This is a genomic window from Blautia sp. SF-50, from assembly GCF_900101315.1.
GTDB classification, from domain to species: domain Bacteria; phylum Bacillota; class Clostridia; order Lachnospirales; family Lachnospiraceae; genus Blautia_A; species Blautia_A fusiformis.
This window is the reverse complement of record NZ_FMUW01000006.1, coordinates 124,880-141,344: the sequence shown is the minus strand read 5'-3', so window position 1 is coordinate 141,344 and position 16,465 is coordinate 124,880. Positions and strand designations below refer to the sequence as shown.

Below are 16,465 nucleotides of genomic sequence, written 5' to 3'. Positions count from 1 at the left end.
GAAAAATGATCATGAAAGAATTATATGCACAGCTTGGAATCTCTTCTGCAGTTTACGATTTCGGTAAATCTGTGGAAGATTCCCTGAAAGAACGTTTTGAGAAATTTGATAAGACTGCAGAATACAACCAGATGAAGGTTATCCGCGCCATGCAGAAGAACCGTGTCAGTGAGGCTTGTTTCGGAGCTTCCTCCGGTTATGGCTACAACGACCTTGGCCGCGAAACTCTGGAGCAGGTTTATGCCGATACCTTCCACACAGAAGCCTGCCTGGTACGCCCGCAGATCACCTGTGGAACTCATGCACTTGCCATTGCTCTCTTCGGAAACCTGCGCCCCGGTGACGAGCTTCTTTCCCCTGTAGGAAAGCCTTACGATACCCTGGAAGAAGTGATCGGTATCCGCCCGTCCAATGGTTCCCTTGCGGAATATGGCGTAAAATATCGTCAGGTGGATCTTCTCGAGGATGGTACCTTTGATTATGAAAACATCAGAAAAGCAGTCAATGAAAAAACAAAGCTGGTAACCATCCAGCGTTCCAAAGGCTATCAGACCCGTCCTTCTTTCTCCGTAAAACAGATCGGTGAGCTGATCTCTTTTGTAAAAAAGATCAAGCCGGATGTGATCTGCATGGTAGATAACTGCTACGGAGAATTCGTAGATACCATCGAGCCCAGTGATGTAGGTGCAGATATCATGGTCGGCTCCCTGATCAAAAATCCAGGTGGCGGCCTTGCTCCTATCGGTGGTTATATCGCAGGAAGAAAAGACTGTGTGGAAAATGCCTCCTACCGTATGACCTGCCCGGGACTGGGCATGGAAGTTGGTGCAACTCTTGGTGTAAACCGTTCTCTGTATCAGGGATTTTTCCTTGCACCGATGATCACCAAAGGAGCTTTAAAGGGCGCTGTTTTTGCAGCGAACATTTACGAAAAGCTTGGTTTCCCGGTAGTTCCCAACAGCACAGAGCCACGTCAGGATATCATCCAGGCGGTCACTCTCGGAACACCGGAGGGTCTTGTAGCATTCTGCCAGGGTATCCAGGCTGCTGCACCGGTAGACAGCTTTGTAACACCAGAGCCTTGGGATATGCCGGGATATGACAGCCAGGTGATCATGGCAGCAGGTGCTTTCATCCAGGGTTCTTCCATCGAGCTTTCTGCCGATGGTCCTATGAAACCGCCTTATGCAGTTTATTTCCAGGGTGGTCTCACCTGGGAGCATGCAAAGCTGGGAATCCTGAAATCTCTTCAGTATATGGTTGATAAGGAACTTGTGAGCTTATGAAAAAATCCGAAGGACCGGACTTAAAAAAACAGATCTTTGTCATAGGAGCCGGTGCTTCCGGTCTTATGGCAGCTATTCAGGCTGCTGTATACGGAGCTGCAGTTACGGTTCTGGAACAAAATGACCGTCCCGGCAGAAAAATCTGTGCTACGGGAAACGGCCGTTGTAATATGACGAACCTAAATCAGGATGAAAACGCTTACCGGGGATCTCATCCTGAATTTGCCAAAGATGCCCTGGCACAGTTTCCTGTGGAAAAAACTCTGAAATTCTTTCAGGAACTGGGAATCTGTATCACAGACCGCAGCGGATGGATCTATCCCCGAAGCAACCAGGCACAGAGTGTGGTAGATGTTCTTGTCATGAAGGCACGCAGCCTGAAGGTAAAGCTGAAAACCAATCAGACCGTTACCGGCGTGTCTTTTACAGACGGACAGTGGAAGATCCATACGGACGGATGGACCTACAGTGGTGATGCCGTGATCCTTGCAAATGGTTCCCGTGCGTCTTCCGTTGCAGGTTCCTGCGAAAGCGGATATGAAATTGCAAAAAGTCTCGGACATCATCTGATCGAACCCCTTCCAGCACTGACAGCTCTGAAATGTAAGGGAAATTCTTTTTCCGGCTGGAGTGGTGTACGGACAGAAGGGAAAATAACACTTTATATAGACGGCACACCGACAGTCTCCCAGCAAGGAGAGCTGCAGCTTACCGATTACGGTGTATCCGGGATCCCGGTATTCCAGATTTCCCGCTATGCTATCCGTGCCGTCCATGAGAACAAAAATGTGGAGCTTTCCATAAATTTTTTTCCGGAACTGAACCGGAAAGAGCTGGAAGAATACCTGGAGCGCAGAAAAGCAGCCTGTCCTTACAAAACAGAAAAAGAACTTCTCATCGGACTTTTTCCTGAAAAACTGATCCGTGTTTTATGTGCACAGAAGGATTTTATCCGTGGGATCACCAATTTTCGTCTTCCGGTAAAAAACGGCCTTTCCTTTGAACAGGCACAGGTTTGTTCCGGTGGAGTGGATACGTCTGAAGTTCACAGCAAAACCATGGAGTCCAGACTTCATAAAGGTCTTTATTTTGCCGGAGAGCTCCTTGACATTGACGGTACCTGCGGAGGTTATAACCTGCAGTGGGCGTGGTCAAGCGGAGCTGCCGCCGGTATCTGGGCAGCAAAGGAGGAAGAAAAATGATCCGGATCACACAGCTGAAGCTTCCCATCACTCATACAGAAGAGCAGCTTCACCGAAAAATAGCAAAAATGCTTCGTCTTGGAAATCAGCCGTTCACCTATGAAATCCGAAAACAATCTCTGGATGCCCGGCACAAAGAGGACAAAAAATTTGTCTACACTGTAGATATTAAACTGGATAACGAATCCCGTGTTCTCAAAAAGGTTCACGATAAAAATATTATGTTAATCTCGGAGAAGAAATATCATTTCCCCTCCTCTGGTTCTGAAACTCTGTCCCATCGTCCTGTAGTGATCGGAAGCGGACCTGCAGGATTATTCTGTGCCTGGTACCTGGCCAAAGCCGGGTACTGTCCACTGGTACTGGAACGGGGAGAAGAAGCAGACAAACGCCAGGAAACCGTGGAAAATTTCTGGAAAAACGGCATCCTGGATCCGAATTCCAATGTACAGTTCGGAGAGGGCGGTGCAGGGACTTTTTCCGATGGAAAGCTGAATACTCTGGTAAAAGATACTTTTGGAAGAGGAAAGGAAGTTCTTTCCCGATTTGTGGAGGCAGGAGCTCCCTCTGAGATCCTTTACCAGCAAAAGCCTCATCTTGGCACAGATCAGCTTGTAGGTATCGTTCAGTTTATGCGTCATCAGATTGAAGAAATGGGCGGGGAATTCCGTTTTCGTTCCACAGTAACTGATCTGATGATCCGTGACCGGAAGCTTAATGCAGTCATTGTCAATGCAAAAGAGGAAATACCGGCAGAAATCTGCATTCTTGCTCCCGGCCACAGCGCCAGAGATACGTTTGCCATGCTGGAAAAACACAATATTAACATGGAGCCGAAATCTTTTGCAGTGGGGGTACGTGTGGAACATCCGCAGACTATGATCAACCAGGATCTTTACGGAGAACCGGAAAACGACCGTCTGGGTGCATCCAGCTACAAGGTTACACATACACTGGAAAACGGACGTGGCGTTTATTCTTTCTGTATGTGTCCCGGCGGATATGTTGTAAATGCATCTTCTGAAAAAGGTATGCTTGCAGTGAATGGTATGAGCTATCAGGCACGTGACAGCCATAATGCCAACAGTGCTATCATCGTTACGGTAAACCCTTCTGATTTTCCTGAAGAGGGAGTTCTCGGCGGAATCGCTCTGCAGCGAAAACTGGAGCGCGCTGCTTGGGAAGCCGGAAAAGGAAAAATTCCGGTACAGCTTTTCAAAGATTACTGTACCCATCAGAAAAGTACCAGGCTTGGAGATGTGATCCCCTGTATCAAAGGAGCTTATACACTTACCGATGTCCGCAGTATTTTCCCGAAAGAGATCGGCGATTCCATTGAAGCAGGAATCCATGCTTTTGGAAAAAAGCTTTCCGGTTTTGACCGACCGGATGCATTGCTGGAAGGAGTAGAAAGCCGTACCTCTTCTCCTGTACGGATCGTTCGGGAACCGAAAAAGCTCACTTCCAATATAGAAGGGATCTACCCCTGCGGAGAGGGCGCCGGTTACGCCGGAGGCATTACATCCGCAGCGATGGACGGGATCAAGGTGGCAGAAGCAGTCGCTTCTGTTTATGCCCTGCCTGTAAACAAAATGTGAAAAAAGTGGAAATTTCCGGGATAGAGTGTACATCCCTGCTTTTTTATGCTAAAATAACTTCTGCAATTTTGCATCCCCTTCTTCGAGAGCGAAAAGGGAAATCATATGAAAGATACTATAATGGAAATGCCAGATTATCAGCGTCCGTATGAAAAATGTCTGCGGGAAGGAGAACAGTCCTTAAGCGATCGAGAGCTTCTTGCCGTGATCCTGCGCTGTGGCGTACAGGGATCCAGTTCCCTGACTCTGGCAGATAAAATCCTGAATTTATCGAAACAGACCGGATACAGTGGCCTGCTTGGACTGTTTCATATTTCCATGCAGGAACTGATGAAGATCCATGGGATCGGTAAGGTAAAAGCCATACAGCTGAAATGTATCGGGGAACTTTCCAAGCGTATGGCAACCGCAGCTGCAAAACCGGAATTATCTTTTCACCATCCGGTAACCATTGCGAAGTATTATATGGAGCGGCTCCGGCATGAAGAACAGGAATTGCTTTACTGCATGATGCTGGACGGACATAACCATTTGTCGGGGGAACAGCTTTTAAGCCGCGGTACTGTCAATGCCACACTGATCACACCAAGAGAAGTCTTTGTAGAAGCTGTAAAGTATCGGGCGGTGAACCTGATCCTGGTCCACAATCATCCAGGAGGCGATCCCTCCCCCAGCCAGGCTGATCTGGATGTTACGGAACGGATCTATCATTGTGGTGAACTCCTCGGCATCCATCTTCTGGATCATATCATCATCGGTGATCACAGGTATGTCAGTTTCCGCGAAAAAGGGATTTTTGATGAATATACTTAAGTGAAGGGACAGATTTATGCTTTTTAGAAATAATTACGGAGTAGACCTTGGAAGCAGCTCTGTAAAAGTCTATTCATTTTTCAGAAACAAAAGTTACATAGAAAAGAACATGGTAGCCTACAGAGGACGCCGGATCCTTGCCATAGGGAACGAAGCTTATGAAATGTTTGAAAAATCACCTGCAGATATTTCCGTAAATTCTCCTATGGCTTTCGGTATGCTGGCAAATCTGGAATTGCAGGAGATCGTCCTTTACAGCATGATAAAAAAAATCGATCATACATCCGGTCTCGGAGCAGACATGTATTTCTCCGTACCACTTGATATGACTGCTATCGAAAAGAGGGCATACTATCATCTGGTCAATGGTCACTGGCTGCGGAAAAACCGTGTTTTTATGGTGGAGTCCCCTATTGCAGATGCCATTGCCATGGGAATCGACCCTGAAAAGAATCAGGGCAGCATGATCGTAAACATCGGTGCACAGAGTACAGAGTTTTCCATCATAACCGACGGCAAGATCATCATCAGCCGTAAGATCCCCATCGGAGGCAGACAGATGAACGAATCTATCTGCAGCGAGATCCGAAAACATTATAATCTTCAGATTGGAACACGAACTGCAAAACGTCTGAAAGTAGTTATGGGAAGACTGAATGATCAGAAAAAAGAAGCCCGAAAAGTAGTCGGAATCGACAGTATTTCCGGACTTCCACGAGAAGAAGTTATTTCTGCCTACGTTGTTAATGAAGGGATCGCCAACTGTGTGAACCAGATCGCAGCAGAGATGAAATCTTTTCTGGAACGTACCCCGCCACAGATTGCTTATCATATCGCAAAAGAGGGCATTTATCTGACCGGCGGCAGTACACGGCTTCCTTATATAGATAACTATCTGGCTAGCTATACAGGATTTGCCTTTAATCTTTCTGATCTGTATGAAACTTCTGCAGCATACGGCCTGGAAAAGATCATCCACGACAGAAACCTGCGCAAATGGGCCCAGCCGGTAAAGCAGAAAAAACTGTAAAGGGGCATATATAATGAAAAACATCCGAAAAAAAGTGCGTTTTCATTTTAATTTAAAAAGTAAACATCTTCTGGTAATCATGACATTTTTCTGTGGAAGCTGCATCGTAGCTACAGCAGCCTCCGGAACCTCTTCCGCACCACTTCAGGAGGCAGCCGGTTTTCTTATCGTTCCCTTTGAAAAGGGGATCGCCGGTGTCAGCGATATATTTGGAAATGTAAAAAACAATCTTCGTGATAAACAGGACGTGCTTCAGGAAAACGAAGAGCTGAAAAGTCAGATCAACAGTCTTACGGAACAGAATAACATCCTGATCCAGGACCAGACAGAGCTCACACGCCTGAAGGAACTTTACGATCTTGATCAGGAATATACCGACTATCCCAAGGTTGCCGCAAGGATAATCTCCAAAGATCCCGGAAACTGGTATGATACCTTTATGATCAACAAAGGCAGTAATAACGGGATCCGGGTTGATAACAACGTGATCGCCGGAAAGGGTCTTGTGGGTATCGTTACAGAAGTGGGACCTTCCTGGGCTACTGTCCGTTCCATCATCGATGACAGCAGCAATGTCAGTGCCATGGCAGTCAGTACTTCCGACAACTGCGTTGTCACTGGAGATCTGAAACTGATCGATGAAGGCAAATTAAGCTTTGAGCAGCTTTACGATCAGGATAACAAGGTAACAGTCGGAGAACGTATTGTCACCTCGAACATCAGTGAAAAATATGTGGAAGGACTGTTTATTGGTTATGTCAGTGAGATCCAGCAGGATCCCAATAACCTGACAAAAACAGGTACGATCGTTACACCGGTTGATTTCGGTCATCTGAAAGATGTATTTGTGATCACCACCAATAAACAGGACGCGATAGACAAATCGGAGGATGCGTCCAATGAAAAATAGGATTATATTATTTATCACTATCATTGTCTGTTTTCTCCTTCAGTGCACAGTAATGGACCGTATTTCCATTGGGTCCATCACTCCAAATCTGCTTTTGATCCTGTGTGTATCCATGGGACTTATGCGTGGAAGAAAAGTCGGTCTGTGGACTGGATTTTTTTCCGGGCTTTTTGTCGATCTCTTTTATGGATCATTGTTTGGATTTTATGCACTGATCTATATGTATATAGGTTTTATCAGCGGCTATGCATTCCGCAGTTTTTATGATGATGATCTGAAAGTTCCGCTTTTTCTTGTAGCAGGAACAGATCTTCTTTATAATCTGGCTGTGTATGGCCTCCAGTTTCTGCTCAGAGGCCGTCTTGGATTCTGGACCTACATATACAGGATCATTATCCCCGAGATTGTATATACGGTTTTTCTCACCATCATCGTATACCGGGTATTTTACTGGATCAACTACCACTTAATGGATACTGTAAGGAAAGAAAGTGAGTCTATTTGGGAATTAAAATAAAAAAAATCATCAAAAAAATCCGTCTGAAACGTACTACAGTTCTTGTGATCGTATTTATTTTTCTGTCATCTGTCCTGGTCCGGCAGCTTTTCAGTCTGCAGATCATACAGGGAGAGGATTACATCAGTAAATTTCAGACACGTACCACCAAAACACGCGTGATCAAAAGCACCCGTGGTAATATTTATGACCGTAACGGCACAGTTGTCGCCTCCAATGTACTTGCATATTCTGTCACATTCGAAGATAGCGGTACATACAACAGCACCAGAGAAAAGAATCTGACTCTGAACGGTATCGCCTACCAGGTATTACAGATCCTTTCCAAAAACGGGGACAGCTTATCTGATAATTTTCATATTACCGTCAATGATCATGGCGACTATGCTTTTGATGTAGATGAAGGATTTACTCTTAACCGTTTCCGTGCGGATATTTACGGAGAAGCACAGATTGATGATCTCAGTGATGAGCAGAAAAACGCAACCGCAACCCAGATCATGGATCATCTTACCGGAAGTAGCGGATTTTCTATCGTTCTTTACGGAAAAGATGCCTACACCCCGGAAGAACTTGCCGCACATTCTCTTCCGGAAGAGCTTACCAAACAGGAAATCCTCGAAATTGCGATCATGCGCTATCAGCTGAACACCAACAGTTTCAAGAAATATATGCCGGTGACCATTGCAACAAATGTCAGTGAAAAATCTGTGGCAGCCATAAAAGAAAATCAGGCCGCTCTCCAGGGTATTGACATTGTAGAAGATTCCACCAGAAAATATGTGGACGATGAGAGTATGGCGCCGATCCTCGGTTACACAGGCCAGGCCTCTTCTGAAGAGCTGGAAACCCTTCGTAAGGATAATCCTGATTATTCCAATGATGCGGTTGTTGGAAAAGCCGGGATCGAACAGTATATGGAGCTTGAACTTCAGGGAAAAGATGGAGAAGAAACGGTCACAGTTGATAATCTTGGTAAAGTCCTTGATATCGACAATTCCAAAACTGTTGATCCTGTGGCCGGAAACGATGTTTATCTGACCATTGATTCCGACTGGCAGAAGAGTATTTACCAGATCCTGGAACAGCGTGTTGCCGGTATTGTCCTCTCTAAACTGACACCAAATAAAAGCTTTGATTATGAAGCAGAGAAAGATGCAAGTAAGATCACCATCCCAATCTATGATGTATACAATGCACTGATTGCAAACAGTGTGATCGATATCAATAAATTCAGCGATGCAGATGCTTCCGATACAGAAAAAAATTTATACGCCAAATTTCAGCAAAAACAGCAACAGGTTTTTGATACAATAAGTAACAGGCTGACAGGTGACAATCCTCCAGCCTATAAGGATGAAGATACACAGATGCAGGAATATCTTACCTATATCTGTGATGATCTTCTTACCAATACCCTGAAGGTACTGAAAAGTGATTCCATTGATACCTCAGATGAAACATACAAAGCCTGGAAAAATGACCAGAGTATCAGTCTGAAGGATTATCTGAACTATGCTGCCAGTCAGAACTGGATCGATATTTCCCAGATCTCAACCTCCGGAGAATATCTGGATTCTGAAGAGATCTATCAGGCTCTTACCGCCTATATCATTGATTACCTGAAGACAGATACAGGCTTTTCAAAGCTTCTGTATAAATATATGCTTCAGGAAGACACCATCAGTGGAGAAGATCTGTGTCTTGTTCTCTATGAACAGGGCGTTCTTTCAAAAGAAGACGAACTGTATCAGACAATGGCCTCCGGTGGTCTTGATGCCTACACCTTCATGTATCGCAAGATCGCAAATCTTGAGATCACACCGGCCCAGCTTGCGTTGGCTCCGTGCTCTGCATCTGCGGTGATCACAGATACTACAACCGGAAATGTTCTCGCATGTGTTTCCTATCCGGGATATGATAATAATCGTCTGACCAACAATATGGACACCGATTATTATGCAAAGCTTTCCACAGATCTTTCCAGCCCGTTCTTCAACAAGGCAACACAGCAGAAGACGGCTCCAGGATCTACCTTAAAGATCTTATCTACTGTTGCCGGCATGTCCGAGGGCGTAATAGATGATGGCACATATATTGAATGTACAGGAAGCTTTGACCTTGTAACACCTCCGATCAATTGCTGGAATAAACAGGGCCACGGTTCTCTTGATATCCGTGAGGCCATTGAGCAGTCCTGTAACGTATTTTTCACTACGATCGGTTTCGAACTTGGTAAAGATTCCGAAGGTAATTTTTCTGAAGCCAGAAGTCTTGGAATGCTTCAGAAATATGCTTCCCTCATGGGATTGGATCAGAAAACCGGCATTGAAATTTCCGAGGCTTCTCCGCAGGTTTCTGACAAAAACGCGGTTCCTTCCTATATTGGACAGGGTACTAATACGTTTACGACCAGCCAGCTTGCACGCTATGCGTCAACGATCGCCACTTCCGGTACGATCTACAAGCTTTCCCTTCTGGACCGTGTGACGGATTCCAAAGGAAAACTTATAAAGGAATATCCTTCCGAAACAGCTGGACAGTTGGATCTTTCCAGCAATATCTGGGATGCCATCCATGACGGTATGTATCGTGTAGTGCAGACTCATGATCAGTTTAACGGACTTGGAGTCGAAGTAGCAGGAAAAACCGGTACTGCCGAGATTGACTATTATCATCCGAACAATGCACTTTTTATCGGATATGCGCCTGTTTCTGATCCCAAGTACGCAATATCTGTACGAATCGCAAACGGATATGCATCCGGTAATGCCTGCCTTGCAGCTAATGATATCTTTAAATACATTTTCGGACTTGCAGATGAAAGCACCATTCTCACTGGCTATGCAGCAAGCGATACCAGTAATGTATCGAATGACTAAACAAACTTTATGAGGATACCAGAAGTGTGGAACATTTTATAGGAGGAATCAGAAAACATGAGTGAAGTCATTGTCATTACATCTGGAAAAGGCGGTGTTGGAAAAACCACCACCGTGGCAAATATCGGGACCGGACTGGCTGCCATGGGAAAAAGGGTTGCAGTTGTAGATACCGATATCGGACTCCGAAATCTGGATGTTGTCATGGGACTGGAGAACCGTATTGTTTATAATCTGGTTGATGTGATCAATGGGAGCTGCCGCCTGAAACAGGCACTGATCCGGGATCGTCGGCATTCAGAACTGTATCTTCTTCCGTCTGCCCAGACCAAGGACAAAACTGCCGTATCTCCGGAACAGATGATCAAGCTTACCGATGATCTCCGGGAAGAATTCGATTATGTCCTTCTGGATTGTCCGGCAGGAATTGAACAGGGATTCAAAAATGCAGTAGCCGGAGCGGACCGTGCACTGGTCGTGACCACACCGGAAGTTTCCGCGATCCGGGATGCAGACCGTATCATCGGGTTGCTGGAGTCCGGAGGGCTCCGTGATATCCGGCTGATCATCAACCGGCTTCGACCGGAAATGATCGCCAGAGGTGATATGATGTCCGTAGAAGATGTGTTGGAAATCCTGGCTGTAGATCTGATCGGTGCGATCCTGGATGATGAACAGATCGTGATCTCCACAAATCAGGGAGAACCTTTATCCGGAAAAAATTCCCAGGCAGAAGAAGAGTATCGCAATATCTGCCGGAGACTTATGGGCGAAGAGGTCCCTTATGTTACTGTGCGTCGAAAAAATGGTGTATTCCACCGTCTTGGCAGCATTTTTCGAAAATAACAGACGCCTTGCTGTCTGACATTTTTCATCACAGGAGGAATGATTATGGGATTTTTCTCCGGGAAAAACCACTCTGCAGGCTATGCACGCGACAGGATGAAGCTTCTTCTTGTATCGGAACGCATAGACTGTTCTCCACAGATGATGAAGCTTTTACGGAACGATCTGATACATGCCGTAAAAAAATACGTTGTAATTGATGAACCAGGGGTGACCATACAGATCACACAGGAACCACCTGTTCTGCATGCAGTCATACCCGTACTTAAGAAAAGAGATGCATAATTTATGATTAAACAGTATAAGCTGCGGTTTTACAATTTTCGACTGGTGATCTTTCTCCTGGCGATCAGCTTTATTGGAATTCAGCTTGTAGGAACAGCTGCCGACTACCTTCGCACACGTCAGCTTCTGGGTGTGATCATCGGTGTGGTCTTTATGCTGATCCTTTCACTGATGGATTATTCCTGGCTGCTGAATTTTCAATGGATCATGTATGGATTTAATATCGTTATGCTTCTGGCTGTCCGGTTCTTCGGATCCAGCGCCAATGGTGCTGCCAGATGGGTGGATTTAGGTTTTATCCGTTTCCAGCCTACCGAGCTTTCAAAGATCATCATTATCCTGTTTTTTGCCAAATTTTTTATGGATCATGAGGAAGATCTGAATACCTTAAAGACTCTGATACAATCAGCTGTCCTTCTGGTCATCCCACTGATGCTGATCTATGTACAGCCGGATATGAAAAACACCATCACCGTAACAGTCCTGTTCTGTATTCTGATCTACATCGCAGGACTTAGTTATAAGATCATCGGAGGTGTAGCCTTGATCGCGATTCCTCTGGCCATCATCTTTCTGTCCATTATCGTGCAGCCGGATCAGAAACTGATACAGGATTACCAGAGAAACCGTATCATGTCATTCCTGTATCCGGAGAACGAAGAATACGCAGATGATATTGAACAGCAGAACAACTCAAAAACAGCCATCGCCTCCGGAGAGCTTGTGGGACGTGCTTTCAGTAATGACACCAGTGTTACATCCGTAAATGATGGAAACTTTGTTTCTGAGAATCAGACCGACTTTATTTTTGCGGTGGCTGGAGAGCAGTACGGATTTATCGGCTGTACTCTGATCGTACTGCTGCTGTTTCTGATCACCTTTGAATGTATCCGTATGAGCCTGCGGGCCAAGGATCTTGCCGGTAAGGTCATATGCTGCGGTGTTGGAAGCATTGTTTCCATACAGAGCTTCATCAACATCTGTGTTGCTACCGGCCTTGCACCAAACACAGGTACTCCGCTTCCTTTTGTAAGCTATGGTCTTACTTCTCTGATCAGTCTGTTTATGGGTATGGGACTTGTTCTCAATGTAGGACTGCAGAGCAGTGCATATAATAAAGAATTACAGAAAAAAGGTCAGAAATCGGATACCTACTTTCGGAAAGAGGAATACTTATGACACGTAAAGAACCTGAAAAAACTCATGTACGTTCTGGCAATCCTTCCAGGGGTCAGGCTTCCCGGGCTGCACATACAGCCTCCAGGGGGACAAAAAGAACTTCCACGCCGTCTGACAAAACTGTTTCTGCCAGACGTAAAGCTCAGAATACCCGGATGAAACGGATGCGTCGTAAAAGGATCCGCAACACCATTTTTCTCCTTCTTCTGCTGATCGTACTATGTACAGCTGGCGGTTTTGGTGTTTACATGCTGAAGGGCGGAGATTTTTCCACTCCTGCAAATTCTTTCAATGCATTCTCCGAGTTTGATAATACTCTGACTTCCAAAGAAGAGCAGCGCGCGGCAGGTTTCGCCCATGATCTCTGTGTTGTTACAAAAGATGTTGCTCTGGATTCTGTCAGTCTGGATGACAGCCAGTCCGGTGTGCTTCTGAATCTCAGTGATAAAAAGGTACTCTATGCAAAAGGTGCCTACAACAAGGTTTATCCTGCCAGCATCACAAAGATCATGACAGCTATGCTTGCACTGAAATATGGAAACATGGACGATACAGTAACGATCTCACAGGAGAATGTTACCCTGGAATCCGGTTCTCAGGTAGCTGGTTTCCAGGCGGGAGATCAGGTTACCATGGATCAGCTTCTTCATTGTCTTCTTGTTTATTCTGCCAATGATGCAGCATCTGCCATTGCGGAACATATAGGTGGATCAACAGATAAATTTGTAGAGATGATGAACAGCTTTGCTGCAGAACTTGGCTGTACAGGAACTCACTTTACCAATCCCCATGGTCTTCAGGACGAAAATCATTATACAACGCCTTATGACATTTATCTGATGCTGAAAGAAGCCTTGAATTATCCGGAGTTTACAGACATCACACAAATGGCATCTTATACAGTTAGCTATAAGCATTCCGATGGCTCCGATGCAAGTGCTACCTTACCCGCTACAGATCATTATCTTACCGGAGAGGCAGCAACTCCTAAGGATGTCACTATCCTTGGAGGAAAAACAGGAACAACCGATAAAGCCGGTAACTGTCTGGCACTTTTAAGCCAGAATGCTTATGGGAAGCCATTTATTTCCATCGTCATGGGTGCATCCTCAAAGGATGTTCTTTATCAGGAAATGACATCCTTGCTCCAGAACATCAACTGACAGGATTCCATACAAAAAACAAAAAAGCAGATCTGTTTGAAATTTTATTTCGCAGATCTGCTTTTTTATTCTTTCTTTTACATTCAGTTAATTTCTACTATATCATCGGTGCCATCACTACCGGTATCTTCGGTCTCACTGCTATCAAGATCCGTATCCGAAGTACCACTGTAATCATTGTCATCGACAACTTCACCGGAGCCACTGTCCGGATCTTCATAATTGCCTGCGTCTTCACCGGTTCCATCTGAAGATGTATCTGAAGTATCCGAGGTATCTGCTCCATTGGCTTCACTATCCGTATTGCCGTCGTAAGAATTATCACCTGGATCATAAGTCGGCTCTTCCGTGTAGGAATCTCCGTCCCCAGTATCGTCAGAACTCTCGGGCTCACTGCTGTAGCTGTCCTCTGTATAGATTGGAAAATCCGCATCAGCAGTTCCCTCTGATGTAGAATCTGTAACAGGCTCCGCCGCATTATTATCCGGAATAGCAGTAAGATGAGAAACCGTTCCATCCTTTGGGACGACGATATAGATTCCCAGCATCACGATACATAATGCCATGGCTAATCCGGCAATCTTCATTTCTTCCATATGTTTCATCGCTGATGATCTCCCTGTCGTTTTTTTGTATTATAGCACAGAATCACTCATATTTGTAAAACAGCCATGTATTTCTTTTGTTTTTCTGTAACAGTTCCCGAAATTTATTTCGCGATCATATAGACACACTTTCTCTGGGTGTTTATAATAAATAATCATATTTATTCATAACTTAAAGAAAGGCGTAACATTTTATGGGCGACTGCATTACCACATATACTGGAAAACATTTTGATCCGACACATCCGGACGAAGAGCTGATCTGCATTGAGGACATTGCACACGCACTTTCTCTTCTATGCCGCGGAAATGGTCATGTAAGGACTTTTTTCTCTGTAGGGCAGCACTGCATCCTTTGTGCCAAAGAAGCCGAAGCACGTGGCTATTCCGGCCGTCTTATACTGGCGTCCCTTCTTCACGATGCCAGCGAATGTTATATGTCCGATGTTCCAAGACCATTTAAGAAAAGTCTTCCTGAGTATCGGAAACAGGAGGAAGCTCTTTTAAACATTATCTATCAGAAATATCTGGGATCCGGACTTTCTGCCATAGAAGAGCAGAAGCTGAAGGAGATCGACAATGACCTGCTCTGGTATGACCTGAAATATCTTCTGAATGAAACACCGGACACTCCAAAACCGGTTGTCCATGTTCCGATCCAATACCGGCAATACCCTTTTTCACAGGTAGAAGAGGAATATCGGAACCTTTTTGATCAGCTGTCTGCAAAAATCTGTAAATAGATATAACAGACACACTTTATACAATTGAAAGAAGAACCCTATATGGAACGATTGATTTTTCATGTTGATGTAAACAGTGCTTTTCTTTCCTGGGAAGCAGCAAAAAGAGTAAAGATGGGACTTCCGGATCTGAGAGACATCCCTTCCTGTATTGGCGGAGACCCCAGTAAACGTACCGGCATCGTTGTCGCCAAGTCCATTCCTGCAAAAAAATACGGAATCCAGACAGGAGAGCCTATGGCTATGGCTTTTCGCAAATGTCCGAATCTTGTGGCCGTTCCATCTGACTTTGAATTATACGATAAATGTTCCAGAGCCTTCAAAAAAATCTGTGGGTCCTATGCACCGGTAATGGAATCCTTTTCCATTGATGAGGTTTTTCTGGATATGACCGGAACCTCCTATATTTACCCGGATCCAGTGGCAACTGCCCATGAGCTGAAGGATAAGATCCGTACAGAACTCGGCTTTACCGTAAATATCGGCATCTCCACCAATAAACTTCTTGCAAAAATGGCCTCTGATTTCGAAAAGCCAGATAAGGTGCATACTTTATTTCCGGAAGAAATCCCTGTAAAAATGTGGCCTCTTCCAGTGAGAGAGCTTCTTTTTCTTGGCAGATCCTCTGAAAAAAAACTGCAGGACGCAGGGATCAGAACCATAGGCGATCTGGCTCATGAAAAAAAAGCAAAGATACAGGCACTTCTCGGTGAAAAAGCAGGACAGCAGTTATATCAGTATGCCCGTGGCCTTGATGACTCCCCTGTGAAAGCAAAACCTGATGAAGCAAAAGGATTCAGTCTGGAAACTACATTTAACGATGATCTGGTCTCACTGGAGCAGGCACTTCCGATCCTGCTGGAACAATGCGATATTCTGGCCGCCCGCATGCGCCGCAAAAAGAAAAAATGCACCTGCATTTCTGTAACCTTCCGTACCCTGGATTTTCGAAACAAATCTCATCAGACTAAACTGCCAAATGCCACCGATATCACAGAAGAGATTTACAGAAATGCCCAAAACCTCTTTCAGGAGTCCTGGATGAGACAGCCACTCCGGCTCCTGGGAGTATCACTGACCGGTCTTACGGATGATTCCTTTGAACAGCTGTCCTTTTTTGAGAATACTCACAAGAAGGAACGCCAGCAGAAACTGGATGCAGCACTGGATTCCATCCGTCTGAAGTACGGAAACGACAAGGTTACCCGGGCCAGTATCATGAACAGCACTGCCCGGATCGGAAGGAAAGCAAAAGCACAAATGGAAAATGAAAGAGAGCAGTAAGGCTTGATTAAAATTACCAGTTTTTTTCAAAAAGCCCTTGCAATTTTATTCACAATGCACTATAATTTGAAGCATATCAATAGCAATTTTATTCAAAATTATTATATGTGTCTAAGGAGGAA

15 protein-coding genes are annotated in these 16,465 nt (G+C 45.0%); 14 read left to right on the top strand and 1 reads right to left on the bottom strand.

All coding sequences use genetic code 11. The features are described 5' to 3' along the window. The first annotated feature begins 11 nt into the window (after positions 1–11). The 12 genes from BLP57_RS05810 to BLP57_RS05755 all read left to right on the top strand — a co-directional run bounded on the left by BLP57_RS05810 (position 12) and on the right by BLP57_RS05755 (position 13,711). On the top strand, positions 12–1,286 hold the full coding sequence (locus BLP57_RS05810) for a methionine gamma-lyase family protein (protein ID WP_092070035.1): 1,275 nt from the start codon (positions 12–14) through the stop codon (positions 1,284–1,286). Continuing rightward, entirely contained in the window at positions 1,283–2,488 is a 1,206-nt protein-coding gene (locus tag BLP57_RS05805; protein ID WP_092070032.1) for an NAD(P)/FAD-dependent oxidoreductase, read from the top strand. The genes BLP57_RS05810 and BLP57_RS05805 overlap by 4 nt, the downstream gene beginning before the upstream one ends. Next, positions 2,485–4,086 (top strand): NAD(P)/FAD-dependent oxidoreductase, encoded by a 1,602-nt coding sequence (locus tag BLP57_RS05800; protein ID WP_092070028.1) that lies wholly within the window; start codon positions 2,485–2,487, stop codon positions 4,084–4,086. The genes BLP57_RS05805 and BLP57_RS05800 overlap by 4 nt, the downstream gene beginning before the upstream one ends. 126 nt (positions 4,087–4,212) lie before the next feature. Continuing rightward, positions 4,213–4,899, top strand: coding sequence for a RadC family protein (radC, locus tag BLP57_RS05795; RefSeq protein WP_330389352.1), 687 nt, complete (start codon positions 4,213–4,215; stop codon positions 4,897–4,899). A gap of 16 nt (positions 4,900–4,915) precedes the next feature. Beyond that, positions 4,916–5,929, top strand: a complete 1,014-nt coding sequence (locus BLP57_RS05790) for a rod shape-determining protein (RefSeq protein ID WP_092070025.1) — start codon at positions 4,916–4,918, stop codon at positions 5,927–5,929. A 13-nt stretch (positions 5,930–5,942) separates the two neighbouring features. Beyond that, positions 5,943–6,839, top strand: a complete 897-nt coding sequence (gene mreC / locus BLP57_RS05785) for a rod shape-determining protein MreC (RefSeq protein WP_022427290.1) — start codon at positions 5,943–5,945, stop codon at positions 6,837–6,839. Next, positions 6,829–7,356: a rod shape-determining protein MreD gene (mreD, locus tag BLP57_RS05780; RefSeq protein WP_021652034.1), complete on the top strand. Its 528-nt coding sequence runs from the start codon at positions 6,829–6,831 to the stop codon at positions 7,354–7,356. The genes mreC and mreD overlap by 11 nt, the downstream gene beginning before the upstream one ends. Continuing rightward, complete coding sequence (locus BLP57_RS05775) at positions 7,341–10,238, top strand: penicillin-binding transpeptidase domain-containing protein (protein WP_092070022.1); 2,898 nt, start codon at positions 7,341–7,343, stop codon at positions 10,236–10,238. Before mreD ends, BLP57_RS05775 begins: the two co-directional genes overlap by 16 nt. A gap of 57 nt (positions 10,239–10,295) precedes the next feature. Next, positions 10,296–11,084: a septum site-determining protein MinD gene (gene minD / locus BLP57_RS05770; protein ID WP_015525126.1), complete on the top strand. Its 789-nt coding sequence runs from the start codon at positions 10,296–10,298 to the stop codon at positions 11,082–11,084. Positions 11,085–11,129: 45 nt separating this feature from the next. Next, positions 11,130–11,369, top strand: coding sequence for a cell division topological specificity factor MinE (gene minE / locus BLP57_RS05765; protein ID WP_015525127.1), 240 nt, complete (start codon positions 11,130–11,132; stop codon positions 11,367–11,369). Positions 11,370–11,372: 3 nt separating this feature from the next. Further along, positions 11,373–12,548, top strand: coding sequence for an FtsW/RodA/SpoVE family cell cycle protein (locus BLP57_RS05760; protein ID WP_092070019.1), 1,176 nt, complete (start codon positions 11,373–11,375; stop codon positions 12,546–12,548). Beyond that, positions 12,545–13,711 carry a D-alanyl-D-alanine carboxypeptidase family protein gene (locus BLP57_RS05755; protein WP_021652037.1) on the top strand — a complete coding sequence of 389 codons (1,167 nt, stop codon included), beginning with the start codon at positions 12,545–12,547 and terminating at the stop codon, positions 13,709–13,711. Before BLP57_RS05760 ends, BLP57_RS05755 begins: the two co-directional genes overlap by 4 nt. An 83-nt stretch (positions 13,712–13,794) precedes the next feature. Here the strand turns inward: BLP57_RS05755 and BLP57_RS05750 are convergent, their stop codons facing one another. Further along, positions 13,795–14,316: a hypothetical protein gene (locus BLP57_RS05750; protein WP_092070016.1), complete on the bottom strand. Its 522-nt coding sequence runs from the start codon at positions 14,314–14,316 to the stop codon at positions 13,795–13,797. Between the two features lie 194 nt (positions 14,317–14,510). Here BLP57_RS05750 and BLP57_RS05745 point away from each other — a divergent pair, with 194 nt between their 5' ends. Next, entirely contained in the window at positions 14,511–15,059 is a 549-nt protein-coding gene (locus tag BLP57_RS05745; RefSeq protein ID WP_015525131.1) for a hypothetical protein, read from the top strand. 42 nt (positions 15,060–15,101) lie between these two features. Beyond that, positions 15,102–16,343, top strand: a complete 1,242-nt coding sequence (locus BLP57_RS05740) for a DNA polymerase Y family protein (RefSeq protein WP_092070014.1) — start codon at positions 15,102–15,104, stop codon at positions 16,341–16,343. Positions 16,344–16,465 lie beyond the last annotated feature (122 nt).

What these genes read in the sequence shown, in the direction of transcription:
- BLP57_RS05810 (WP_092070035.1), top strand. Translation starts at nt 12, where the DNA reads ATGAAAGAATTATATGCACAGCTTGGAATCTCTTCTGCAGTTTACGAT.
- BLP57_RS05760 (WP_092070019.1), top strand. Translation starts at nt 11,373, where the DNA reads ATGATTAAACAGTATAAGCTGCGGTTTTACAATTTTCGACTGGTGATC.
- BLP57_RS05740 (WP_092070014.1), top strand. Translation starts at nt 15,102, where the DNA reads ATGGAACGATTGATTTTTCATGTTGATGTAAACAGTGCTTTTCTTTCC.
- BLP57_RS05755 (WP_021652037.1), top strand. Translation starts at nt 12,545, where the DNA reads ATGACACGTAAAGAACCTGAAAAAACTCATGTACGTTCTGGCAATCCT.
- mreC (WP_022427290.1), top strand. Translation starts at nt 5,943, where the DNA reads ATGAAAAACATCCGAAAAAAAGTGCGTTTTCATTTTAATTTAAAAAGT.
- BLP57_RS05790 (WP_092070025.1), top strand. Translation starts at nt 4,916, where the DNA reads ATGCTTTTTAGAAATAATTACGGAGTAGACCTTGGAAGCAGCTCTGTA.
- BLP57_RS05800 (WP_092070028.1), top strand. Translation starts at nt 2,485, where the DNA reads ATGATCCGGATCACACAGCTGAAGCTTCCCATCACTCATACAGAAGAG.
- BLP57_RS05805 (WP_092070032.1), top strand. Translation starts at nt 1,283, where the DNA reads ATGAAAAAATCCGAAGGACCGGACTTAAAAAAACAGATCTTTGTCATA.
- BLP57_RS05750 (WP_092070016.1), bottom strand. Translation starts at nt 14,316, where the DNA reads ATGAAACATATGGAAGAAATGAAGATTGCCGGATTAGCCATGGCATTA.
- minE (WP_015525127.1), top strand. Translation starts at nt 11,130, where the DNA reads ATGGGATTTTTCTCCGGGAAAAACCACTCTGCAGGCTATGCACGCGAC.
- BLP57_RS05745 (WP_015525131.1), top strand. Translation starts at nt 14,511, where the DNA reads ATGGGCGACTGCATTACCACATATACTGGAAAACATTTTGATCCGACA.
- mreD (WP_021652034.1), top strand. Translation starts at nt 6,829, where the DNA reads ATGAAAAATAGGATTATATTATTTATCACTATCATTGTCTGTTTTCTC.
- minD (WP_015525126.1), top strand. Translation starts at nt 10,296, where the DNA reads ATGAGTGAAGTCATTGTCATTACATCTGGAAAAGGCGGTGTTGGAAAA.
- radC (WP_330389352.1), top strand. Translation starts at nt 4,213, where the DNA reads ATGCCAGATTATCAGCGTCCGTATGAAAAATGTCTGCGGGAAGGAGAA.